Origin of the sequence: Streptosporangium sp. NBC_01469 (assembly GCF_036227305.1) — a bacterium.
GTDB lineage: Bacteria > Actinomycetota > Actinomycetes > Streptosporangiales > Streptosporangiaceae > Streptosporangium.
Genome location: NZ_CP109465.1, coordinates 10,520,313 through 10,544,394, shown reverse-complemented (window position 1 = coordinate 10,544,394; position 24,082 = coordinate 10,520,313). Strand labels below are relative to the sequence as shown.

18 protein-coding genes are annotated in these 24,082 nt (G+C 71.8%); 10 read left to right on the top strand and 8 right to left on the bottom strand.

The annotated features are described in order from the left end of the window. The first annotated feature begins 49 nt into the window (after positions 1-49). The 7 genes from OG587_RS46020 (at position 50) to OG587_RS45990 (ending at position 10,435) form a co-directional block, all read left to right on the top strand. Positions 50-1,699 carry a flavin monoamine oxidase family protein gene (locus tag OG587_RS46020; RefSeq protein WP_329085360.1) on the top strand — a complete coding sequence of 550 codons (1,650 nt, stop codon included), beginning with the start codon at positions 50-52 and terminating at the stop codon, positions 1,697-1,699. A 73-nt stretch (positions 1,700-1,772) separates the two neighbouring features. Continuing rightward, positions 1,773-2,354, top strand: a complete 582-nt coding sequence (locus OG587_RS46015; protein ID WP_329085359.1) for a YbaK/EbsC family protein — start codon at positions 1,773-1,775, stop codon at positions 2,352-2,354. 131 nt (positions 2,355-2,485) lie between these two features. Then, positions 2,486-4,855 (top strand): protein kinase domain-containing protein, encoded by a 2,370-nt coding sequence (locus OG587_RS46010; protein ID WP_329085357.1) that lies wholly within the window; start codon positions 2,486-2,488, stop codon positions 4,853-4,855. Next, a complete protein-coding gene (locus tag OG587_RS46005; protein WP_329085356.1) occupies positions 4,855-6,831 on the top strand; it encodes a serine/threonine-protein kinase in 1,977 nt (658 codons plus the stop codon). Before OG587_RS46010 ends, OG587_RS46005 begins: the two co-directional genes overlap by 1 nt. Positions 6,832-6,921: 90 nt before the next feature. Further along, positions 6,922-8,331 (top strand): serine/threonine-protein kinase, encoded by a 1,410-nt coding sequence (locus tag OG587_RS46000; protein ID WP_329085354.1) that lies wholly within the window; start codon positions 6,922-6,924, stop codon positions 8,329-8,331. A 349-nt stretch (positions 8,332-8,680) separates the two neighbouring features. Continuing rightward, positions 8,681-9,463, top strand: coding sequence for an electron transfer flavoprotein subunit beta/FixA family protein (locus tag OG587_RS45995; protein ID WP_329085352.1), 783 nt, complete (start codon positions 8,681-8,683; stop codon positions 9,461-9,463). Positions 9,464-9,481: 18 nt separating this feature from the next. Beyond that, the gene (locus OG587_RS45990; protein WP_329085350.1) at positions 9,482-10,435 is read left to right on the top strand and encodes an electron transfer flavoprotein subunit alpha/FixB family protein; all 954 of its coding nucleotides are present in this window, start codon (positions 9,482-9,484) and stop codon (positions 10,433-10,435) included. Between the two features lie 130 nt (positions 10,436-10,565). Here the strand turns inward: OG587_RS45990 and OG587_RS45985 are convergent, their stop codons facing one another. Both OG587_RS45985 and OG587_RS45980 read right to left on the bottom strand, forming a co-directional pair. Then, positions 10,566-11,777 carry an MFS transporter gene (locus OG587_RS45985; protein ID WP_329085349.1) on the bottom strand — a complete coding sequence of 404 codons (1,212 nt, stop codon included), beginning with the start codon at positions 11,775-11,777 and terminating at the stop codon, positions 10,566-10,568. A gap of 184 nt (positions 11,778-11,961) precedes the next feature. Continuing rightward, a complete protein-coding gene (locus tag OG587_RS45980; protein ID WP_329085347.1) occupies positions 11,962-12,468 on the bottom strand; it encodes a TetR/AcrR family transcriptional regulator in 507 nt (168 codons plus the stop codon). A gap of 111 nt (positions 12,469-12,579) precedes the next feature. Between OG587_RS45980 and OG587_RS45975 the strand changes: the two genes are divergently transcribed. Beyond that, on the top strand, positions 12,580-13,743 hold the full coding sequence (locus tag OG587_RS45975; protein ID WP_329085344.1) for a cysteine desulfurase family protein: 1,164 nt from the start codon (positions 12,580-12,582) through the stop codon (positions 13,741-13,743). Between the two features lie 198 nt (positions 13,744-13,941). After that, positions 13,942-15,012: a tRNA 2-thiouridine(34) synthase MnmA gene (gene mnmA, locus OG587_RS45970; protein WP_329085342.1), complete on the top strand. Its 1,071-nt coding sequence runs from the start codon at positions 13,942-13,944 to the stop codon at positions 15,010-15,012. 42 nt (positions 15,013-15,054) lie between these two features. Here mnmA and OG587_RS45965 read toward each other — a convergent pair whose 3' ends face one another. From OG587_RS45965 to eccCa, 5 genes are all read right to left on the bottom strand, one after another. Beyond that, on the bottom strand, positions 15,055-15,696 hold the full coding sequence (locus OG587_RS45965; protein WP_329085340.1) for an MBL fold metallo-hydrolase: 642 nt from the start codon (positions 15,694-15,696) through the stop codon (positions 15,055-15,057). Between the two features lie 57 nt (positions 15,697-15,753). After that, positions 15,754-16,872: a transglycosylase SLT domain-containing protein gene (locus OG587_RS45960; protein WP_329085338.1), complete on the bottom strand. Its 1,119-nt coding sequence runs from the start codon at positions 16,870-16,872 to the stop codon at positions 15,754-15,756. Beyond that, positions 16,872-17,171 carry a hypothetical protein gene (locus OG587_RS45955; RefSeq protein WP_329085337.1) on the bottom strand — a complete coding sequence of 100 codons (300 nt, stop codon included), beginning with the start codon at positions 17,169-17,171 and terminating at the stop codon, positions 16,872-16,874. The genes OG587_RS45960 and OG587_RS45955 overlap by 1 nt, the downstream gene beginning before the upstream one ends. 86 nt (positions 17,172-17,257) lie before the next feature. Beyond that, the gene (locus tag OG587_RS45950; protein ID WP_329085335.1) at positions 17,258-17,569 is read right to left on the bottom strand and encodes a hypothetical protein; all 312 of its coding nucleotides are present in this window, start codon (positions 17,567-17,569) and stop codon (positions 17,258-17,260) included. Between the two features lie 154 nt (positions 17,570-17,723). Beyond that, on the bottom strand, positions 17,724-21,695 hold the full coding sequence (gene eccCa / locus OG587_RS45945; RefSeq protein ID WP_329085333.1) for a type VII secretion protein EccCa: 3,972 nt from the start codon (positions 21,693-21,695) through the stop codon (positions 17,724-17,726). A 152-nt stretch (positions 21,696-21,847) separates the two neighbouring features. Here eccCa and eccD point away from each other — a divergent pair, with 152 nt between their 5' ends. Further along, a complete protein-coding gene (gene eccD / locus OG587_RS45940; protein ID WP_329085331.1) occupies positions 21,848-23,293 on the top strand; it encodes a type VII secretion integral membrane protein EccD in 1,446 nt (481 codons plus the stop codon). 15 nt (positions 23,294-23,308) lie between these two features. Here the strand turns inward: eccD and OG587_RS45935 are convergent, their stop codons facing one another. Beyond that, on the bottom strand, positions 23,309-24,067 hold the full coding sequence (locus OG587_RS45935) for a hypothetical protein (RefSeq protein ID WP_329085329.1): 759 nt from the start codon (positions 24,065-24,067) through the stop codon (positions 23,309-23,311). Positions 24,068-24,082: the final 15 nt, after the last annotated feature.

Sequence of the window (24,082 nt, the reverse complement as noted above, 5' to 3'; positions counted from 1 at the left end):
CGGCGATTCCCTTCGACCCGACGGTGCCCGATGTGCTTTGACGACCCCCATGAGTGACGAGACGGGCCCCGCGCGGCCCGACGCCTCCTCCACGGCGGCCACCGCCGCCGAGACCGTATCCGCCGAGAGGGTGCCCGCCACGGGAGCGGGCCTGACGCGCAGGGCGCTGCTGGTCGGCGTGGGCGCGGCCGGGGGCGCCGGGGCGATGTTCGCGGCCATGGGCGCGCTCGGTCTCGCCCCCGAGTCCCAGGACAGGGACTTCACACCCCCGCGGCGCTCCGACTTCTCCCTCACCGGCAGGGGAGCGGCCAAGGTGGTCGTCCTCGGCGCGGGCATCGCCGGGCTCACCTGCGCCTACGAGCTGGGCAAGGCCGGGTACGACTGCACGGTCCTGGAGGCGTCCGGCCGGGTGGGCGGCAGGAACCTCACGCTGCGCGCGGGCGACCGGCTGGACGAGCTGGGCGGCGAGACGCAGACCGTGGCGTTCGAGGAGGGGATCTACTTCAACGCGGGGGCCGCGCGGATCGCGCCCTGGATGGTCACCATGGACTACTGCCGCGAGCTGGGCGTACCCGTCGAGATCTTCGTCAACAACAACGCCTCGGCGTACGTCTACACGCGGGGCATGACCGCCCCGCTCCGGGCGCGCGCGGCCCGCGCGGACCTGTACGGCTATGTCGCGGAGCTGCTGGCCAAGGCGAGCAACGCGGGCGCGCTGAACCGCCGTCTCACCGCGGACGACCGCGAGCGGCTGGCGGAGTTCCTGCGGCGTTTCGGCGATCTCGGCCCCGACCTCGCCTACCGGCGGGACTCCAGGCGGCGGGGGTTCGAGACCTACCCCGGGGTGGGCGAGGGCGTCTCCGTGGGCGCGGCCTCCTCGCTGCGCGACGTGCTCGCCGCGGGCACCGGCAGGTACGTCACCATGGACTTCGGCTACGACCAGGTCATGCCCATGTTCCAGCCGGTGGGCGGCATGGACACGATCACCGTCGCGCTCGCCGACGCGGTCGGCCGCGACCGGATCAGGACGGGCACGCCGGTCACCGGGATCAGGAACCTGCCCGACGGCGTGGAGGTCACCCACCGGGGCGGCGTCGTCCGCGCCGACTACTGCGTCGCGACCCTGCCGCCCCACCTGTTCGCGCGCCTGCCGCACAACCTCGGCACCCCGGTCACCGCCGCGCTCCGCACGCCCGTACCCGTCTCCGCCGGCAAGATCGGGCTGGAGTACGGGAGGCGCTGGTGGGAGATCGACGACCGCATCTACGGGGGCGCCAGCGAGACGGACCTGGACATCACCCACATCTGGTACCCCTCTCACGGCTACCACTCCGGGGGCGGCCTGGTGGTCGGCTACTACAACGTCGAGGAGAACGCTGAGGCGTACACCGGTCTCTCCCACCGTGAGCGACGGAACCGCGCGCTCACCCAGGGCAAGAAGATCCACGGTGAGAAGTACCGTGCCGAGCTGCGTTCCAGCGTCTCGATCGCCTGGCGGCGCCAGCCGTACATCGAGGGCGGCTGGGCGAGCTGGCCCTCCTTCGACGACGCCTTCGCCCTGCTGCAGCGCCCGGCGGGCCGGGTCTACTTCGCCGGAGACTGGCTCACGCACCTGACCGCCTGGCAGGCCGGCGCCATGGAGTCCGCGAGGAGGGCGGTCACCGATCTGCACCGCCGGGTGCTCCAGGCGACCTCCTGAGTGTCACCGCGCGGCCGTAAAGTCTTCGGTGCGAGAGAATTTCCGAGGGAATTCCTAGGGAGACGAGACGGCGATGGCGATCGGGACGTTGGACTGGACGAGTGCCGCGGAGCGGCCGGACCTGCTGGCCGAGCCGGTGGCGCGGGCCATCGGCGGGCTCGCCGGGCTCGGCGGGCTTGACGGGGCCGGCGGGCTTGACGGGGTCGGCGTCGGCGGGGTCGGCGGGGTCACAGTCGCCGAGATCGACCCGGAGCTGGCCGACACGGCGGCCTTCTGCGAGCGCTACGGCGTGAGCATGGGCGAGTCGGCCAACTGCGTGATCGTGGCGGCCAGGCGCGCGGGGGAGACCCGCTACGCGGCGTGCATGGTGCTCGCCACCACGAGGGCCGACGTCAACGGGGTGATCCGGCGCCACCTGGACGCGCGGAAGATCTCGTTCGCGTCGATGGACGACGCGGTCACGCTGACCGGCATGGAGTACGGCGGGATCACCCCGCTCGGGCTGCCCGAGGACTGGCCGGTGCTCGTCGACGAGGCGGTGGCGGCCCACCCGGGGGTCGTGATCGGCAGCGGCGTCCGCCGCTCCAAACTGGCCGTGGCCGGTTCCCTGCTGGCCGGGTTGAAGACGGCGCAGGTTCTCCACCTGGCGAACTGAAGCGGAAATGAGATTAAGTGGGAGCGGGAATCGGGAAACCGTCGGGGTTCTGTGAACGTTATTCAGTCGGAAAATGTGGCCCGATGGTTCATCTCGTGGGCGAGGTCTAAGCCGATATGGTGCTTCATGCCATGAATCAGGACGACCGATTGGGCCCTTACCGGCTGCTGCGGCGGCTCGGTGAGGGCGGTATGGGCGTGGTCCACCTAGCCGTCGACCCGCAGGGCCGGCAGGTGGCGGTGAAGGTCCTCCGCGCGGAGGTGGCGGGCGACGACGTCGCGCGCCGCCGTCTTTCGCGCGAGGTCGAGACGATGCGGCGGGTGCGCAGCGAGTACATCGCGGAGGTCCTCGACGCCGACGTGACCGGTCACCGCCCCTACATCGTGACGCGGTACGTCGCGGGCAGGCCGCTGGACGAGGTCATCAAGCAGGACGGCCCCATGGAGCTGCCCGCGCTGCTGCGGGTCGCGCACGGGGTGGCGTCGGCGCTGGCCGCCGTCCACTCGGTCGGGGTGATCCACCGCGACCTCAAGCCCGGCAACGTCCTCATCCTGGACGGCGAGCCGGTCCTCATCGACTTCGGCATCGCGCAGGCCGTCGACGCCACCCGGCTCACCCAGACCGGCATGTTCATCGGCACCCCCGGCTACCTCGCCCCCGAGATCATCGAGGGGCACGAGGCCGGGCCCGAGGTCGACGTGCACGCCTGGGCGGGGACCCTGGTCTTCGCCGCCACCGGCCTGCCGCCCTTCGGCAAGGGCACGCTGGAGATGATCTTCTACAACATCACCGCGGGCAAGGCGAACGTCGACGCCGTCCCCCAGGCGCTCCAGCCGGTCCTGCGGGCCGCCCTCCAGCGCGACCCGGCCAGGCGGCCCGCCGCCGCCGAGCTGACGGCGCAGGTGGGACGGCTGCTGCCCGGCTCCGGCAGGCCCCGGGTGCCCGACGAGATCGCCACGGTCGCGGAGTTCGACGACCCCGCCCCGGGCTCCCGCGGTCCCGGGTCCCCGGGCGCCTTCGGCCACGGCGCCTCGGGCACGTCCGGCCGTCCCGGCGCCTTCGGTGACCACGGTGCGCGGTCTGGCCAGGGCGACCAGCCGGGCCAGGGCGTTCCCGGCCGTCAGGTGGCCCAGGGAGGCCAGGGGCCCACCGGATCCGGTGTTCCGGCCCCGTACGTCCACGGCCGCCAAGGTGCCGCGGTCGACGAGCCCGGCGACGTGCCGACCCCGGTGGCGTCGCGCCCCGCGGTCCAGCAGCCCACCCCCTGGCCTCCCGTCCCCGCGGCCCAGCCCCACGAGTACGTCTCGCTGCTCGGCGAGGAGCAGTCCGACCCGTGGCCCACCCGCCGGGTGACGCCCGAGGAGCTGCGCCAGGCCGCGGCGGCCCAGCAGGCCGCGTACGACCTGCCCACCGGCATGCTCGCCCCCGAGGACGTTCCCACCCGCACCCCGGGTGCCGTCCCCGGTCCGGTGCCCGGCCCGTCCACCCCCGCCGCCGTCCGCGACCAGGGCGCCACCGCGCCGGTCTCCGACGGGGACATCCCCACCCAGCGGGTCCGCCCCCAGGACCTGCAGGAATACATCCGCCAGTACACCAACCAGCCGGGCCAGCCGGGCCCGCAGGCCCAGCACGGTCAGCAGGCCCAGCACGGTCAGCTCGGCCGGCAGGGTCAGCAGGGTCAGCAGGGCCGGTCACCGCAGTCGGGTGGCCCGCCCCCGCCGCCCTACCCGCAGCGGCAGGCCCCGCCCGACCAGCAGCAGACCCCGCACGTCCGCACCCCCACACCGCCGCCCTACCCCTACCCGCACCCCCAGCCGCAGCAGCCCTCCCAGCACGCCCAGCAGCCGCAGCAGCCCGTGCCGGCGGCGCTCCACCCCGGCCAGCGTCCGGGTCACGCGTTGCAGCGTTCCAAGGCGTACGGGGTGGCGAGCGTGCTGATGCTGGTCATCATGACGGTCGCGGCGGTCGTCGCCCCGGTGATCGTCGCCGCGCTGGCGATCCCGGTGGCGATCCTGCTGCGCGCCGCCGACATCGCCCAGCCGGCGCTCAACGCCAGAAGGGCCGCGGGCGAGGCGGCGGCCGACGTCTTCCGGGTGCTCGGCCAGCCGGCCGCGCTCCTGAAGTCGATCGGCATCACCATCGCCCTCGTGCCCTACGCGCTGATCCTCGGCCTGCCGGTGACGCTCCTGCTCACGGTGCTGGTCGGGAGCATGCCGGAGACCAACGCGCTGAGCTGGGGCGTGGCCGTCGCGCTCTGGACCGTCTGCGCCGGACCCGGCGTCGAGGGCCCCAGCCGACAGATGCGACGTACGCTGGCATCACTGCTGCCGTCGCGCGGCGCGGCCATCATCGCCGTCGCGGGGCTGGCGGCGGTGGCGGCGCTGATGGTCTTCCTGGCGATCGGCACCGTGGGAGACACGGCACGACAGGCGGTGTGGACACCGGTCGACGTCGAAACGGTGAAGCAGGAACTGACGGACCTACGAAAGAAGGCGGCGTGATGACCGGGGACACGCGGGCACCCGAGAGCCTGGGCCCGTACCGCCTGCTCAGGAAGATCGGCGAGGGCGGCATGGGCGTCGTCCACCTCGGGCTCGACGAGGACGGGCGCGAGGTGGCCGTCAAGGTCCTGCACCCGCACGTGGCCGCCGACCTCAAGGCACGCGACCGGCTCACCCGCGAGGTGGAGACCATGCGGCGGGTGCGCAGCCAGCACGTCGCCGAGGTGCTCGACGCCGAGCTGACCGCCAAGCAGCCCTACATCGTGACCCGGTTCGCCCCGGGCCGCACGCTGGAGGAGACCGTCCTCGAGGACGGCCCGCTCCCCGCCGACGAGGTCATCCGGCTGGCGCAGGGCATGTGCGCGGCGCTGGTGGCCATCCACGCCGCCGACGTCATCCACCGCGACTTCAAGCCGTCCAACGTGATGATCGTCAACGGTGACCCGCTGGTCATCGACTTCGGCATCGCGCACCTGGTCAACGCGACCCGGCTCACCCAGACCGGCATGTTCGTCGGCACCCCCGGCTACCTCGCCCCGGAGATCATCCGCGATTCCGAGATCACCCAGGCGGCCGACGTGCACGCGCTGGCCTCGACGGTCTTCTTCGGCGCGACCGGCAAGCCGCCGTTCGGCACGGGCAGCTTCGAGGTCGTCTGCTTCAACATCATGGAGGGCCGGGCCAACGTCGACCTAGCCCCCGCGTGGCTGCGGGGCTGGTTGCGGCGGGCCCTCGCCGTCGACCCCGCCGCCCGGCCGTCCGCGACGGAGCTGCACCGGATGGCCCGCGCCCTCGACCCGAGGGTGACGGCCTTCCAGGAGACGCCGCCCACCGCCGTCCTCGACAGCGGGACGAAGGTCCTCAACGCCGACGGCACCAGGATCCTGGACGGTCAGACCCAGTCCCAGTCCCCGGCCGCGCCGTCCTCGCCGCCCCGGAACGGCACCCGCGCGCTGCCGCAGGACGGCGGTTACTCCGACCTGCTCCCGCCGGTCGAGTACGCCAAGCCCGAGCGGCGCGAGCGCAGGCCCAGGCAGGATCAGGGCCAGGCGTCCGGCGCGACGGCCCCGCCCCCGTACGTCCCGGCTCCCAAGCCGCCGCCCTACGTCCCCGCGCCGCCCTCGGCGCAGGCCAGGGCCGCGGCCCCGCCGCCCTTCGCCGACCAGCGGGTGGCCGGATATCCGGCGCCGCCGCCCACCGGCCAGGCGCGGCCCTACCCGCCGCCGGTCCAGGCACGGCGTGAGGCCCCCACCCAGGACCGGTCCGCGCCCGCGCCCCGCACCCCTCCGCAGGAGCGCTACCGCGCCGCCCACCCGCTGGCCTCGGTGCTGCTGCTGACGATCCTGGTGGCGCTGGCCTGCGTGCTGCCGGTGGTGGTGAGCGTGTTCGCGCTGGCCGCCGCACTCTGCCTGCGGGTGGGCGAGCACCTCTTCGGAGACCTGGCCCAGCGCCGCTCCATCCGGGGCAGCAGCGCCAGCGACCCCCTGCTCGCGGTGCTCGGCACCCCCTGGGCGCTGATCAGGTCCGCGTTCGGGACGCTGGTCACCGGGTTGCTGTCCGCGATGTTCGGCATGTGCGTGTGGGGGTTCCTCGTCTACGCCGGGGACATGAACAAGAACTTCGCGGCCGCCTACGCCGCGGGTGCCTTCGTGGCCGGGCTGTTCGTCCTGCCCGGCGGCGGCAAGCCCCGCAAGGCCGTCGCCCGCACGCTGAGCGGGGTCATCCGGAGTCCCGGTGCGGGCATGGTGACCACGATCGTGCTGGGTACGCTGGCGTTCTTCGCGGTGATGGCGGCGTTCAGCGTGGTCCCGTCCTTCTCCCCGTGGCGCAACCCGACCGATGTCGTCGACAGCCTCACCGCGCAGTGGCGGCAGTCGGCGAACGAGGGAGCGATGGGCGCGCTCGACCTCGTCGGCGGGCTCTTCGACAACCTGATGAACAGTCTCGGCCTGGGATTCCTGACATTCTGGAAGTAACGGTCCCGGCACGGATGTTTCCCGGCCGCCGACCGGTGCGCGACGGCCCTCTCTGCGGCACGATGGAGGGGACCGGCCGGAAGGAGTCGCATGGTTGCGGCGGACGGTGAACGCCTTGGCCCCTACCGCCTGCTGTCGAGACTGGGCGCCGGAGGTTTCGGCGAGGTCCACCTGGCGCTGGACCCCGAGGGGCGCACGGTGGCGGTCAAGATCCTGCATCCCCATGTCGCGGCGGACGAGACGGCCCTGACCAGGCTGTCCCGCGAGGTCGAGACCATGCGGCTGGTCCAGGGCCCGCGTGTCGCCGAGGTCCTGGACGCCTCCCTGGAGGGGGCCCGCCCCTATCTGGTCACCCGTTACGTGCAGGGCCGCCCGCTCGGCGCGGTGGTCGCCGCCGACGGGCCGGTCCTCGGCGACGCTCTCGTGCGGCTGGCGCGCGGCCTGGCCGAGGCCCTGGCCACCGTGCACGCCGCCGGGGTGGTGCACCGCGACCTCAAGCCCGCCAACGTGATCCTGACCGACGGCGAGCCGGTCGTCATCGACTTCGGCATCGCCTCCGCGCTCGACTCGCCCTCGGTCACCGCCTCGGGGGCCGTGCTCGGCACGCCCGGCTACCTGGCGCCCGAGGTGCTGGAGGGTGCGGAGGCCGGTTCCGAGGCCGACGTCTTCGCCTTCGGGGCGACGCTGGCGTACGCGTCCACGGGACGGCACCCCTACGGCACCGGCCCGGCGTCGGCGATCGGCTACCGCGTCGTCCATCACCCTCCCGACCTCGACGGCGTTCCCGAATGGCTGGAGCCGACGCTCGGCGAGTGCCTGCTGCGCGATCCCGCCGCCCGGCCGCCCGCGGACAGGATCGTGGCGTGGCTGGGCGGCATCCCCGTCGTACGGCCGACCGTGCCCCGCCGCGCCGCCGCCGACGCCGACGCCGGGAGGATCGCCCAGGCCGAGGGCGCACGGCGTCGGCCGGCCGCGTTCCGCGACCCCCCGCCGTTCGCGAAAGCGGATCTCCCGGATGCCGGGCCGTTCCCGGAACCCCGGCCCCAGGACATCCCGGTGCCGAGGAGCAGGCCGCCCCAGGACGCCGCGGACACCGGGATGCAGGATCTCGGCACCCGGGAGTGGCGGCCGGGGCAGCCGCGCCCGCCGGCGGGCAGGCCCTCGCCCGAGGAGGCCCGCGAGCGCCGCAGGGCCGTCCTGCACCGCCGCTGGGTCGTCGGCACCGGCCTGCTCGTCTCCCTGGCGGCCGCGACCGCGAGGGAGCCGCTGCCCGAGGTGGCGCTGCTGCTGCTGACCGGGTACGGCTCGGTGATGCTCGTCGACGCGGGCATCGCCCTGTTCGCCCACCGGAACCGCGGGCGCATGATCCTCGACCTGGCCGCGGGGGCCGGGGCCGTCGCGCTGGGAGCGGTCCTGAGCACGTTCTTCAGCACGTTCACCCTGGCGCTGGTGCTGGGCACCGTCGTCTTCGTCCTGGTCGGGATCCTGGTGGCCGGCTGAGCGGGCCCGGACCGTACGCGTGGCGTGGGGCCCGCACGCGAATACCGGAATATAGTTCGGTATGGTAGGGGGATGGTTCTCGGGGGAGACTGCGGCTGCCCGGCGCGAGCCGTGCAACCTGGAGGTTTGCACCTAAGCTACCGATGGGTAACATAATCGCGGGGGGCCGGGGCGGGCACGTATCGCTCGGGCCACCCGTTGCCACGCCGCCCGAGGGCATTTGGCAGTCTTGTTGCAGTCTTCTGGCAGTCTTGGCAGCGCGTGCACGTACCCCGCGTGCACGTACCGCATCCGGCGTCACCGCAGCGACGCGGTGGCGTACGCGAACACGGGAGGTCGGCCACCGGCCATGAACATCGTCGTCTGCGTGAAGCAGGTCCCCGACACGGCGACCGAGCGCAAGCTGAGGTCCAATGACAATACGCTCGATCGCGACGCCGCCGACGGCGTCATCAACGAGCTGTGCGAATACGCGGTCGAGGAGGCGCTGCGCCTGAAGGAGGCCCACGGCGGTGAGGTGACCGTCCTCACCATGGGTCCCGCCAAGGCGAGCGACACCATCCGCAAGGCCCTGGCCATGGGTGCCGACAAGGCCGTCCACCTGGTGGACGACGCGCTGCACGGCTCGGACGCCCTGGGCACCTCCCACGCCCTGGCACAGACCCTCAAGAAGATCGGCTTCGATCTGGTCGTGCTCGGCTCGGAGTCGACGGACGCCCGTACCGGCGTCCTCGCCGCCATGCTGGCCGAGCGCCTCGGCGTGCCGCAGCTCACCTTCGCCAACCATGTGGAGATCGCCGACAAGGGCTCCATCTCCATCCGGCGCGTCACCGACTACGGCTACGACAGGGTCGAGGCCTCGCTGCCCGCCGTCGTCTCCGTCGTGGAGAAGATCAACGAGCCGCGCTACCCGTCCTTCAAGGGCATCATGGCCGCCAAGAAGAAGCCGGTCGAGAAGCTCGGCGTCGCCGACGCCGGGATCGACGCCTCCCAGGTGGGCCTGGCCAACTCCTGGAGCGAGGTCGCCGACTTCGTGCCCGCCCCGCTGCGCGCGGCGGGCACGATCGTCAAGGACGAGGGCGACGGTGGCGTGAAGGCCGCCGACTTCCTCGCGTCGAAGAAGTTCGTCTGAGAGCGGGGGTTAGCTGGAATGTCCGAGATTCTCGTTCTGGTCGAGCACGTCGAGGGCCAGGTCAAGAAGGTCACCCTTGAGCTGCTGACACTCGCCAGGAAGCTGGGCACCCCGGCGGCGGTCTGGACGGGCGAGGGCTACTCTCCCGACGCCCGGGCCAGGCTGGCCGAGTACGGTGCGGAGAAGATCTACCTGGCCGACTCCGCCGAGGTCAGCGACTACGTCGTGGCACCCAAGGCGGAGCTGCTGGCCCACCTCGTGGCCGAGAGGTCGCCGGTCGCGGTGCTCGTCGCCGCGACGGCCGAGGCCAAGGAGATCGCCGGCCGCCTCGCCATCAAGATCGACTCCGGTGTGCTCACCGACGTCGTGGGCATCGAGGACGGCCTGGTCGCCGACCAGTCCATCTTCGGCGGCGGCGTCAACGTCCGGTCGCGGGTGACCAAGGGCACCCCGATCGTCGCGGTCCGCCCCAACGCCACCCCCATCGAGGCCGCCGCGGGCGCGGGCACCGAGGAGCGCGTCACCTTCACCGTGTCCGACGCCGCCAAGGGCGCCAGGATCGTGGAGCGGGTCAAGGAGGAGAAGGGCGCGCGCCCGGAGCTCACCGAGGCCGCGATCGTGGTCTCCGGTGGCCGGGGCGTCGGCTCGGCCGAGAAGTTCTCGATCATCGAGGAGCTGGCCGACTCGCTCGGCGCGGCCGTCGGCGCCTCCCGCGCCGCCACCGACGCCGGCTGGTACCCGCACCAGTTCCAGGTCGGCCAGACCGGCAAGACCGTCTCGCCGCAGCTGTACATCGCGGCGGGCATCTCCGGGGCCATCCAGCACCGGGCCGGCATGCAGACCGCCAAGACGATCGTCGCGATCAACAAGGACCCCGAGGCGCCGATCTTCGAACTCGCCGACTACGGCGTCGTGGGCGACCTGCACCAGATCGTCCCGCAGCTGACCCAGGAGATCACCAAGCGCAAGTGACCGGCCGGGTCACCGCGTACCGGCAGGCAGCAACGGGAGAGGGCACCACACGCGTCGTGCGGTGCCCTCTTCGTGTTCCGGCTCTCACCGGCGGGCCGGTACGGGCCCGTGGTTCGTGGGCCCGCCGGGGTCAGGCCGCCATGGAGAGTTCGCGCCTGGGGGCCTCCAGCGGGACGGTGATCGCGCGGGAGCGGGGCAGGAACCACGCGACCGCGGCGATCAGGACGCCGAGCACCACGGCGAGGCCGAGGCCCACCCTGAGCGTGATCAGGTCCGAGAGGAAACCGATGATCACCGGGCCGAGCAGCAGTCCCGCGTAGCCCATCGCGCCGGTCTGGGCGATGGCCGGTCCGGGACTGCCGGTCGCGCCGCCCGCCAGGGACATGGCCATCGGCGAGACCGTCGCCACGGCCACGCCCACGAACAGCATGGCCGAGATGGCGATCGGCGCCGTGGGGGCCGTGATGACCACGCCGAAGGTCGCGGCGGTGGCCAGGCCCGAGGCGACCATCATGCCGCGGGCGCCGAATCGGGTCCGGACACGGTCACCGGCGAGGCGCCCGGCCAGCATGCCCGCCTCGAAGATCGGGTAGCCCAGGGCGGCGAGCGCCTCCGGCGCGCCCAGCACGTCCCGCAGGTACAGGCCGTTCCAGTCGGCGACCGTACCCTCCACCATGAACGCGCAGAAGGCGATCACGCCGAGGAGGTAGACCACCGGGGGCATCCGGCGCCGTGCCGTGCTCCGGCTCTCGGCCGAGCGGGCGAGCGGGCGAGTGGCCGCCACCGGTTCCGGCAGGTAGGAGCGGCTGACGAGGACCGCCACGGGGAGAGCGAGCAGGGCGACCAGGGCCAGGTGGACCGTGATCGAGAGTCCCGCCGCGATCGCCACGGTGCCCAGCAGGCCCGCGGAGATCGCTCCCACGCACCAGCCGGCGTGCATGCCGTTCATCAGCGGGCGGCCGTAGGCGCGCTCGACCGCCGATCCCTGTGCGTTCATCGCGACGTCCACCGCGCCGAACGCCATGCCGAACAGGCCGCTCGCGGCCAGGGCCAGGGGGAACGACGGCGCCACCGCGAGCAGCGCCAGGGTGATCGCGGTCAGGGGGGCCGCGACCCGCAGGATGCTCCGGCTGCCGAAGCGTGCCATCACCCCGCGCATCGACTGCATGGTGATGAGCGCTCCCAGCCCCCACACGAGGAGGGTGACGCCCACCGACGCCTCGGACAGGCCGAGTTTGTCGGAGAGCGCCGGAATGCGCACGGTCATCGATCCGCACAGCAGTCCGGCGAGCACGAATGTGAGAACCGCCCCGTTTCGAGCCGCTCTCAGGTCGCGGGTCATGACTCAATCCCTTCAATAAATGTTTTGACAAACCGGGGAGCGGGCACACCAAAGTCGGTCGCTTTCGCGCGTGCGAAAGCGACCACCAATCTTTGTGAGTGTTTCCCCTGGTCAGGTGAATGATCAGACAGGTGCCCGCCGACCGGCGCGTCGCGGCGTCAGGGGGATCGGACGGGCAGGGCGATCAGGCGGGCAGCAGGGCCAGCAGGCGCTGTTTCAGGCTCTCGAAGTGCTCGGTGTCATAGAGATCGGGGTCGTGGCTCGCCACGTCCCACAACCCCTCGCAGGCCAGGCGCACGATCTGCGCCGCCCCCGGGTCGGGCTCGCTGTCGAGCCCCTCGCGGTGCCACCGGGCCATCGCCACCCGCAGCGGCGCCAGAAGGTAGAGGTTGCCGGAGGCTCCCGTCACCACGGCCCAGCGGCGCAGCCTGCCGCTCTGCACGGCGGCGAACGTGGCCGCCAGGTAGTTCTTGGTATAGGTGTCGAGACCCTGAGCGGCGACGAGCTCGTCGAACTCCTCGATCAGCCGCTCGACCATGCCCTTGATCAGGGCTTCCTTCGTGCCGAAGTGGTAGAGCAGGCCGCCCTTGCTGCATCCGGCGCGCTCCGCGACGGTCGCCAGGGTGAGCGCCTGGGAGCCCTGGTCGCAGAGCAGATCCTCTGCCGCGTCCAACAGCTCTTCCCGTCTCATGGCGGTTACTGTACCGTCTGGACGGTTCAGTGGTCAACTCCGGGATCAGGTCCTACACGGGCGCGGATACGCTTGGAAGGTTGACAGCGAGTTGGGGAGGGGAATGCGGTCGTGAAGTCCGCCTATCTCGATCATGCGGCGACCACGCCGATGCTTCCCGAGGCGATCGAGGCGATGACAGCCCAGCTCGGCCAGGTCGGCAACGCGTCCTCCCTGCACACCGCCGGCCGCCGCACCCGCCAGGTCGTGGAGGAGTCGCGGGAGACCATCGCCGCCGCGCTCGGCACCAGGCCCAGCGAGGTCGTCTTCACCGCGGGCGGCACCGAGGCCGACAACCTCGCGGTCAAGGGCCTGTACTGGGCCCGCCGTGCCGGGGGCGCCGACAGGATCCTGATCAGCGCGGTGGAGCACCACGCCGCGCTGGATCCCGCGCACTGGCTCAGCGCCCACCAGGGCGCGACCGTCGAGCTGCTCGACGTCGACGAGTTCGGCCGGGTGCACCCGCGGACCCTCCGCGACGCCGTCGAGCGCGACCCGGCGAGTGTCGCCCTGGTCAGCGTCATGTGGGCCAACAACGAGGTCGGCACCGTCCAGCCGGTCCACGAGCTCGCCGCGATCGCGAGAGAGCACGGCATCCCCTTCCACACCGACGCGGTCCAGGCCGTCGGCCAGCTTCCCGTGGTCTTCGCCGACTCGGGGATCGACGCGCTGACGCTCTCCGGGCACAAGGTCGGCGGCCCGATGGGCGTCGGTGCCCTGCTGCTCGCCCGGGGCGTCGACCCGGTGCCGGTGCTGCACGGCGGCGGCCAGGAACGCGACATCCGTTCCGGCACGCTCGACGCCCCCTCCGTCGCCGGTTTCGCCATGGCGGTGCGGGCCGCGGTGGCCAGGCAGGCCGAGACCTCGGCCCGGCTGACCGGGCTCCGTGACGACCTCATCCGCAGGGTCCGCGAGGCGGTGCCCGGCGTGATCCTCAACGGCGACCCGGTGAACCGCCTTCCCGGCAACGCGCACTTCTCCTTCCCCGGCTGCGAGGGCGACGCCCTGCTCATGCTGCTGGACGCCAAGGGTGTGGAGTGCTCGACAGGTTCGGCCTGCTCGGCCGGGGTGGCCCAGCCCTCCCACGTGCTGCTCGCGATGGGCGCCGACGGGATCCGGGCGCGTGGCTCGCTGCGCTTCTCCCTGGGGCACACCTCGACCGAGGCGGACGTGGACCGGCTGGCCGAGGTCATCGGCCTCGTCGTCGAGCGTGCCCGTCGTGCGGGTCTGAGCTGATCCGTGCCGTGTACGGGCCCTCGGATCCGGGCCGGTAAAGGCAGCTGTCGTGCGGGTCTGAGCTGATCCCGTACGGTGCGGGCTCGTTCCTTCCGGTCTCCCGGCCCTCGCCTGGGGCCTTCCGTGCGAGCCGGCGGGCGGTTCCGGGGCCTCCCGGCCCGCCGGGGTGGGCGCCGGCGCGGGTACGCTCAAGGGGTTATGAGTCTTCGTGTGCTTGCCGCCATGTCCGGTGGCGTCGACTCCGCAGTGGCGGCCGCCCGCATCGCCGAGGCGGGCCATGACGTCACCGGTGTCCACCTCGCCCTCTCCGCCAACCCCCAGTCCTATCGGACCGGCGCCCGCGGGTGCTGCACGATCGAGGACTCGCGAGACGCCCGCAGGGCCGCCGACGTGATCGGCATCCCCTTCTACATATGGGACATGGCCGAGCGGTTCCACCGCGACGTGGTCGAGGACTTCGTCAGCGAGTACGCCGCCGGCCGCACGCCCAACCCGTGCCTGCGCTGCAACGAGAAGATCAAGTTCGAGGCGGTGCTCGACCGGGCCCTCGCGCTGGGCTTCGACGCGGTGGCCACCGGGCACCACGCGCGGGTCGCGGACGGCGTCCTGAGCCGCAGCCCCGACCAGGGCAAGGACCAGTCGTACGTCCTGGGCGTGCTCACCAGGGAGCAGCTCGGTCACGCGATCTTCCCGCTGGGCGACTCCACCAAGGCGCAGGTCCGCGAGGAGGCCGCGCGGCGCGGCCTCCTGGTGGCCGACAAGCCCGACAGCCACGACATCTGCTTCATCGCCGACGGCGACACCCGGGGCTTCCTCGCCGACCGCCTCGGCGCGTCGCGGGGCTCGATCGTCGACGAGTCCGGCGAGGTCGTGGGCGACCACGAGGGCGCCTACGGCTTCACGATCGGCCAGCGCAAGGGCCTGCGCATCGACCGCCCGGCCCCCGACGGCCGCCCCCGCTACGTGCTGTCCATCGAGCCGGTCTCCAACACGGTCACCGTCGGCCCTCGCTCGTCCCTCCAGGTCACGACCATCGTCGCGGAGCGGCCGGTCTGGAACGGCCCGGTGGACGAGCCGCGCGAGCCGCTGGCCTGCACGGTCCAGCTCCGCGCCCACGGCGAGGTGTACGGCTGCCGAGCCCAGCTCTCCGGCGGGGAGGTCCACATCACGCTGGACAGCCCGGCCACCGGGGTCGCGGCGGGGCAGGCGGCCGTGCTCTATCTCGGCGACACCGTGATCGGCTCGGCCACCATCGCCTCGGCCTCCTGAGCCCGCCCGTGCCGGGCCTCCGGTCGGGGAGGCCCGTCCCGGCTACGGCAGGGTGACCGACTCGCCGGGCTTGAGGCGGCGCATGTCGGCCCGCTGGCTGTCCGACTCCATCCGCAGCCACGTGTCGACGAGGCCGAGCCCGATGTCGTTGAGCAGGCCGTCGTGGGTGGAGAAGGCGCGGGCCGGGCGGACCAGGCGGAGATACTCGACCATCTCCGAGGCTTTCATCCACGGCGCGTTGGTCGGCACCAGGAGAGTGGGGACCTCGACGCCCGGCGGGGTGAACGCGTCGCCCGGGTAGAAGACCTCCTCCTCCACCAGGAAGCCGATGTTGCGTACGATCGGCAGGTCCGGGTGGTTGGGGGCGTGCCACTCGCCGACGACCTTCACCCCGAAACCGGCCGTGTCGAAGGCGTCGCCGTGTCGTACCACCTGGATTTTGGCGGGGAAGTCGGTGAGCGTGGCGGCCACGCCCTCGTTGGTCCAGACCTCCAGGGACGGGTCGGCCTCGGCCGCCCGGCGCAGCCGGTCGGGGTCCACGTGGTCGAAGTGCTCGTGGGTGATGAGCACGGCTCGCGCCCCGTCGAGCACGGACTCCCCGCTGAAGGCGCCCGGGTCGATCACGAGGACGGAGTCGTCCTTCTCCAGACGGACACACGCGTGCCCGAATTTCGTGAGTCTCATCCCTTCACTTTATGGGCGCACCGGCTCATGATCCGGTGGGGGTGGCGCCGTCGCGGGTCAGTACGGCTTGTAGCCGCCGCCGCCGCTGATGGACGCGAGGCCGGGGTGGCCGTCCAGGGAGTCGTACCGGCTGATGGTGTAGCGGACACCGGCCATGATGTTGTGCACCGGGTTCCAGATGTCGCCGTAGCCGGGCTGCTTGTGCGCCTGGAACGTGGGGTCGATCGTCTGCATGAGCCCCTTGGACGGGATGCCGGCGGCGGCGTTGGAGTCCCAGTTGTTGATCGCCTGCGGGTTGCCGCCCGACTCGTGGAAGATGATCGTCCAGATCTTGTCGATGGTGGCCTGGTCGTTCGGGTTCACGGCCACGCCGTTGTCCCGCAGGATCGTGAGCGCCTCCTTGATCCACTCCACGACCTCCTGCTTCGGCGCGGGGGCACCGCCTCCGCCGCCTCCGCCGCCCGACGACGTGCCGCCGTGCCCGCCGGAGGTGTTCCCGCCCTCCGCGCCGTATCCGCCGGAGCTGGAGGCGGGGTCGTCGGATCCACCCCGGGGCCGGTAGTCGGGGGCACGCTCCCAACCGGAGGTGGGGATGGAGTCGTCGCTGCCCGGCGCCTTGATGTGGGCGAAGTAGGCCAGCTCGTCTTTCTTGTACCGCTCAAGAGCGGTCACGGCCTGGTTCAGGGCGGTGTTCGCGGGCTCGATCGCGGCGCCGGCGCTGGAGATGGCCGTGTCCACCCACGGCGCGAAGTCCCCGCTGAGATCGCTCTCCTTCCTGTCGGGGTTGTTCCTGCGATGGGTCTCCACCCGGGTGAGGAGGTTGCCGCAGATGCCGTTGATCTTTGAACTCGCCTCCTCCAGCTTCGAGGCGACCGCGTCGAGGAGGTTCGCACAGTTCGCCAGCGCGTCGTGAAACCCGTCGCCGGCCTTGCCGTAGGTCCGTATGTAGTCCCTGAAGGCGTCCGCGGACTCGCCCTGCCAGGCGTCGTCCACGTTGGTCGCCGTGGTGTTCAGGTCGGCCATGAGCCCGACCGTCTTGCCCGCCGTCCCGCGCCAGCGGGTCGCGACCGCGCGGATCGCCGCCGGGGCGCCCGAGGCCTTGTCGCTGAGTGCGGCGAGCTCGCCGCCGCGGGGCAGCGCCTGAAGGGAACCTGCGAGATCGTCGGGGGTGGCCATCAGCGGCCTCCTGGCCGGCTGGCGTCATCCGCGCCGCGGACGTTGTCCTGCACCCCGCTCATGGCGCGCTCGACGCCCTTGAGCTTCTCCGTGACCTGCCGGAGCTCGTCGTCGATCAGCTTCTCAAGGTCGTCGACGAGACCGGCCAGCGCGGCGGAGCCGGTCAGCTTCCCGTAGTCGGAGGTGTTGGACGGCGAGGCGGGGTGATTGTCGCCGACCTCGTCGCGCACCTCGTTAGCCAGTTTCCCCACGTCCTTGCGGCACTGCTCAAGCGCCTGAAAGTGAAGGTCGATTCCCATCCGGCCGTCCCCTCTCCGGTCATCGCCGCAGAGCCGATCAGGACCGGCCGAAGCCGATCAAGATCGAGCATAGCGGACGGGTCCCGTCAGGAGGGGCCCGTGCCGTCGGCGCTCTGGTAGGTGAGATCGCTGGCTATCAGCCCGTTCCCGGCACCGGACAGGTCCTGGTGCAGCGTCGTCAGGATCTGGACGGTCTCTTTGAAGAAATTCATGTAGTCCTTGGCCAGCTCGTCCGACCCCTCGGGGACCAGGCCGAAGCAGGTCGAGGTGGGGGCGGCGTTGTCCATGAACGTCTCCAGGGGGGTTCTCAGGGACTCCCCGGCGGCCCGCAGGTCGGCCCCATCCCTGATCAGCCCGCCGGGAACGTATCCGAATCCCTGCTGGTCCGCCTGGCCCATGCCGATCTCCCCACGCAACCGGGCCGTGAGACTCGCGAGCGGGCTCAGGCTCCACGTAGACGACTTTTGATCAAGAGTTTACATACCTTTAACCTTTTTGTACCTACCTGGATGACTTTTCGGTGGGACTTCCCGTTCGCGACGGGTGCCCCGGTTACATGTCCGGGGGCGGCAGGAAGGCGGTCTGGACGAGGCGGGTGCCGGACTTCCGCTCGACGTAGTACCCCCGGCCCGGCGGGAGCGGGTGGGCGCGCACGTTGCCGAACAGGGCCCCCTCGTCCTTGTTGCCGGAGAGGATGACGGCGGGGCTGGCCATGTCCTTGACCCGCTGGATGACCGGGTCGAACATCGCCCGCCCTATGCCGCCCATCGCGCGTGACATGACCAGGTGCAACCCGATGTCGCGGGCCTGCGGCAGCAGCTCCGCCAGCGGCAGCAGCGGGTTCGACGAGGTCGCGACGAGGTCGTAGTCCTCGACGACGATGTAGAGGTCGCAGCCCTGCCACCAGTTCCTGGCCCGGAGCTGGTCGGGGGTGAGATTGGCCGGAGGCAGCCGTTTGAGCAGCGCGCTCCGCGCGTCGTTGACCAGTTCGAGGGCGGCCTTGCCGGAGGCGGCGTAGCCGATGCGGTGCTCGGTGGCGGCGGAGTCCAGCAGCGACCGCCGGTAGTCGATAACGATCATCATGGCCTCCTGCGGGGTACGCCGGGCGACCAGGCCCTCGGTGACGAGCCGCAGCAGGTTGGACTTCCCACTCTCGGTGTCGCCCACCACGATGAGGTGTGGGTCCGTCTCGAAATCGAGCAGGACGGGCGCCAAGGCGGCCTCGTCGATGCCGATCGGGATCCGCCCCGCCCCGGTCTCCGCGATGCCGGGCAGCGTCTCGATCGCCAGTACCGGCGGCAGCAGCCGTACGGCCCGTGCGGAGGGACCCTTCCAGGCGTCCTTGACGGCCGAGACGAGCGCGCGTACCCCCGTGGACAGGTCCTCGGGGTCCTGGACGCCGTCGATGCGGGGAAGCGCGGCCAGGAAGTGCAGGCCCTCCTTGGTGAGCCCGCGTCCAGGCACGCCCTCCGGCACGGCCAGCGACGCCTTCCTGTTGACCTCGGACTCGTAGGCGTCGCCGAGCTTGAGCTCCACCCGGTTGCCGAACAGGTCGCGGATGCCCGGCCGGAACTCCGACCACTTCTTGGTCGCGGCCACCACGTGGATGCCGTAGCCGAGGCCGCGCGCGGCCAGGTCGGTGATCACAGGTTCGATCGTCTCGAACTCCTGCCGGACGGTCAGCCAGCCGTCGACCACGAGGAAGACGTCCCCCCAGCCGTCACCCTCGATCGTCCCCTCGGCGAGCCGCCGCCGGTAGGTGGCGATCGAGTCGATGCCCTGCGCGGTGAAGTCGCGTTCCCGCCGCTGGAGAAGGAGGGCGATCTCGGCGACCGTACGGCGGACCCGCTCACCGTCGAGGCGGCTGGCGATCCCGCCCACGTGGGGCAGCCCCTCCAGCGAGGCGAGCGAGCCGCCGCCGAAGTCCAGGCAGTAGAACTGCACCTCGCGGGGCGTGTGGGTGAGCGCCATGCTGGTGATCAGCGTGCGCAGCACCGTGCTCTTGCCGCTCTGCGTGCCCCCGGCGACGCCGATGTGACCGGCGGCCCCGGCCAGGTCCAGCCAGAACGGGTCACTGCGCTGCTCGAACGGCTTGTCGATGACGCCCACGACGGCGTGCAGGCGGCCTCGGCCCGCCCATCCGGCCGTGGTGAGGCCGTGTTCCGGGGTGACTGACAGCGGCGGGAGCAGGTGGGCGACGGTCGGGGGCTCGCCCAGCGGGGGCAGCCAGATGCGGTGGGCCGGCGGGCCCTGGCCGTTCAGCCGGTTGACCATGATGTCCATCAGGCTGCTGTTCTCGCCCGAGGCCTGCTCCTGCGGTGCGGACTCCTCCACGATGGGAACCGGGACGAACTCCGGGCCGTACTCCACCACCTGCCGGATCGTCACCCGTCCGTCCGGCGCCGCCGCGTGGCGCGGGTCCGCCTGGTAGGGGCCGGACACGTAGGCGGCCTTGAAGCGGGTCATCCCGGTGGTCTCGAACTTGAGATAGGCGTTGCCCGGAGCGGACGGCAGCTCGTAGGCGTCGGCCACGCCCAGCACGACCCGGCTCTCCATCGCCGAGAACGTACGCAGGCCCACCCGGTAGGACAGGTGCGTGTCCAGGCCGCGCAGCCGCCCCTCCTCCAGGCGCTGGGAGGCCAGCAGCAGGTGTACGCCCAGGGAGCGGCCGAGTCGCCCGATCATCACGAACAGCTCGATGAACTCGGACTTGGCCGCGAGCAGCTCGCTGAACTCGTCGATGACGACGAACAGCGTGGGCATCGGCGTCAGGTTCACGCCCTGCTCGCGGGCGCGCTCGTAGTCGCGCAGCGAGGCGTAGTTCCCGGCGGCGCGCAGCAGTTCCTGACGGCGGACCATCTCGCCGTGCAGGGCGTCGTACATGCGGTCGACGAGGGGCAGCTCGTCTTCGAGGTTGGTGATGACCGCCGAGACGTGGGACAGGCCGTCGAGACCGAGGAAGGTGGCGCCGCCCTTGAAGTCGACCAGGACGAAGTTCAGGATCTCTGAGGAGTGGGTGACCGCCAGGCCGAGCACCAGGGTGCGCAGCAGCTCGCTCTTGCCCGAGCCGGTCGCGCCGATGACCAGCCCGTGCGGCCCCATCCCGCCCTGGGCGGACTCCTTGATGTCCAGCTCGACCACCCGCCCGTCGGAGCCGAGGCCGATCGGCACCCGCAGCCGGTTGCGCCCGGCCCTGGGCCGCCACGTGGCCGCCGTGTCCAGGCGGGTCGGGTCGCCGACACCGAGCAGGTCGGTCAGCGAGGTGTTCACCGAGAGCATGTCCTGCGTCTCCCCGCCCTTGGCGGTGGAGGCGCGCAGCGGCGCGAGCTGCCTGGCCAGCCCCTCGGTCCGGAGGAAGTCCAGCCGGTCGGGATCGCCGAGGCGGGTCGTGCTCTCCTTGCCGGTGTGGTCGATCTTGACCATGAAGAAGCCGTCGGGGCGGACGTCCAGCCGCAGCGTGTTCTTCTCCTCGACCGGTGCCGCCGAGTCGGACAGGTCGATCACGGTGACGCCCTGGATGGCGTCGCCGCCCAGCTGGGAGTCGTGCGGCACGTGCCCGCCGTCGATGATCAGCACGTGGTACGGCAGGGCGCTCGATGCGGCGCCCGGACTGAACCGCGCCCGTTCCCTCAGCTCACCGCCGACCAGTTTGTCCAGCTCACCGAGGTCGCGGGTCATGAGCCTGACCGGTCCCGCGGCGTCACTCTCCTCGGGGTGCAGCGCGTGGGGCAGCCACTTGACCCAGTCCCACTGGGGCATCCACTCCTCGTCCGCGCACACCATGATCCGCATGTCGTCGGGGGAGTGGAACACCGCGATCTGAGCGATCATCGCGCGCACGATCTCGTGGACGGACGCCGCGTCGCCGGTCAGCCTGATCCGCGCGAAGGAGTGCAGGGCCACGGCGATCGGCAGTTGGGACACGGTCGAGTGCGCCCGGATGAACCGCCGCAGCGCGCCGGAGGACAGCGCGTCCAGGTCCTCGACGGGTTTGGAGTCGGGCGGGATGAGCTTGAGGGCGAGCTTCTGCACGCCGGTGCCGAGCCGCACGGTGGCGAAGTCGTCGTCGTTGGGGCGCCGTTCCCACAGGCGCTGGCCCATGGCGACCCACCACAGGGAGTCGGGGGCGGGGGCGCCCCATTCGAGGGCCTCCCGCTGCTGGGCCGCCGCCCGCCGTACCCGCTTGCGGATCTGGGAGAGATAGCGGAAGTAGTCGCGGCGCAGGCCGTTCAGCCGCTGCTTGCGCTCCCCGGCCTGGCGGCTGATCTGCCCGAGCGACATGCCCACCATGGAGACGGCGAACAGGCCGCTGGCCACGTACATGATCGGGTTGGTGTTTCCCCCGGCGGTGAACATCAGGCCCATCGCGGCGCCACCGGCCACCATCGGCAGGTAGGTGAGCACCGCGGCGAAACCCTGCGGCTCGACCTCGGGGATCTCCGGCGGAGACTCGAGCAGGACCTCGCCCCGGGGAGGTTTGGGCGGGGGACGGCGTTCGGGACGCCGTACGACGACGATGCTCACCCTGGGGTCACCCTCCTGGCCCTTCACCCGGGTCCGCGCTCACGCATGTTCGTGCGCGGCCCCCGCGTATGATCCGTTCTCGCCCGCTACCGTATCCGGCATATCCGTGACGTATGCGACGTCAGACATCCGTGGTGAGACGGAGGACAACCGTGAGTTCGCTGGCTCGGCCGCCCGTTCAGGGATTGATACCGCCGACCGCGCTGGCCCGGGTCGCCGCCCCGCTGCCCGCGCTGTGCCATGTCACGGTGGTGGCACCCGGCGGGAAGGCGGACTTGGCGCTGCCCGCCGACCTCCCGCTGCCGCACATTCTGCCAGGCCTGCTGCGAGCGATCGGCGAGGCGGGGGGAGAGTCCGCGGCGGTCGCCGGCTGGGCGCTCCAGCGGCTCGGCGGCACCCCGCTCGACCTCGGCCAGAGCCTGGGGGCTCTGGGGGTGCTCGACGGCGAGGTGCTCTACCTGCGACCGCGCGAGGCGATGCTGCCCCCGGCCCTGTTCGACGACGTGGCGGACGTCGTCGCGATGCGGATCAAGGACGGCCCCGGCATCTGGGCCACCCGCCACACCCGCCTGGCGGGGGTGGCGCTCGGGATGGTGTTCCTGGTCACCGGGGTCCTGTGCATGACGCTGGCGGGGCCGCCGTGGACGGTCCCCACCGTGCTCTCCGGAGTGTTCGCGCTCCTGCTGATCGCCGCGGGCGCCGCGGTGTCCCGGGCGGTGGGCGACTCCGGGGCGGGTGCGCTGATCGGGTACGCGGCCCTGCCGTACGGCTTCCTCGCGGGGCTCCTCGTGCCACTGGGCGCCGGGGAACTGAGCGGGATCGGCGCCCCGCACCTGCTGTCGGCGTTCGCCGCCACCGCGCTCGTCGGCACCTTCGGCTTCGTCGCGGTCGTGGACGGCGTGTCCGGGTTCCTCGGCGTCGTCGTGGCCTCGGTGATCGGGGCGGTGGGGGCCGCCATCGTCATGCTGTCCGGGGCCTCCGTCCCAGGGGTCGCCGCGATGGCCGTCACGATCATGCTGGCGTTCGGCCCGCTGACCTCGACCCTGTCGTTCCGGCTCGCCGGGATGCCGATGCCCTCGATGCCCACCAACGCCGAGGAACTGCGGAGCGACGACCAGAAGGTCGACGGCCCCGCCATCGGCGAACGCGCCGGTCAGGCGCGGCAGTACGCGACCGGGCTGGTCATGGGGACCGCGCTGGTGGGGCTGGTGGCCCAGGTCTGCCTCGTGCTGGACTCCCGCTGGATCGCCACGGCCACCGCGCTGACGCTGTCGCTGATCTGCCTCATGCGGGTCCGCGTCTTCCAGGGGCTCGGCCAGCGGATCTGGCTGATGGCCACCGGCATGACCGGGATCGTCGCCTACGCGATCTCGACGGCCGCCGCCGGGGGCGGCCCGATGGCGGTCGGCGTGGCGGCGGGGCTGCTCCTGGTCGCGGCGATCCCGGCGGGTATCGGCCTCTCGCTTCCGGCGGGCAAGCCGTCCCCGTTCTGGGGCCGGGCCGGGGACATCGTCGAGACCCTGCTGGTCGTCGCGCTGTTCCCGCTCGCCCTCGGCGTGCTGGACGTCTACTCCTGGGTGCGTGGTCTGGCGGGCTGAGGCCCGCCCGCCCGATTACTGCCCGTACTTCGTTGGTTTGTCCTGCTTGGGGGCGATCCAGTTGAAGCCGCTGGTGCCCTTCAGCATCTCCTGGTCGTTGGGGAACTCGTCGAAGGTGGGGTAGCGCCCCACGTCGATCCTCACCTGCTTGAAGTCGACGGCGGAGGAGCCGGTCGGTGCGAAGTTGTCCAGGTAGAGATCCCTGCGCCACAGGTTGAACAGGGTGTAGCTCACCGCGCCGAGGTAGCTGGTCATCACCCCGGCCCAGGCCAGCAGGCTCTTGTCGGCGGCGGCGGCCAGCAGGCGCAGGTAGACCCTGGCCTGGGGGCCTGCGGGGGTGAAGGTGAGTGCCGCCGCCGCCAGGGCCGCCGTGACCAGCGCCGCGGAGAAGGCCGTGACGGTCCAGATGAAGTTACGGTAGGCGCTGCCGACCTCGTCCAGACAGCCGGCGACGTCGTTGAAGACCCCGCGCAGCGACTCGGTCTTCTCCTGGAAGGACGCCAGGACCTCCTCGACCGCCCGCTCGTCCTCGGCCTTCCAGGCCGCCCTCAGCTGGTCGTTGATGTTGGCGATGAGCCGTTTCGGCCCGCCGTCCAGCTCACGCGCGAGCGCGTGCCAGTTGTTGACGGCCCTGACGATCGCGGCGTGGTCCGCCTGCAACACCTCTATGGCGCCGAACGCGAGGAGGGGGACTCCTGTCAGGAGCTGCACCCTTCTCAGGTTGTTGAGCGCCCCCTCCATCGGGTGCGGCGGGCCCGCGTGCTTCGCCATCATGATCTGCTTTCCCGA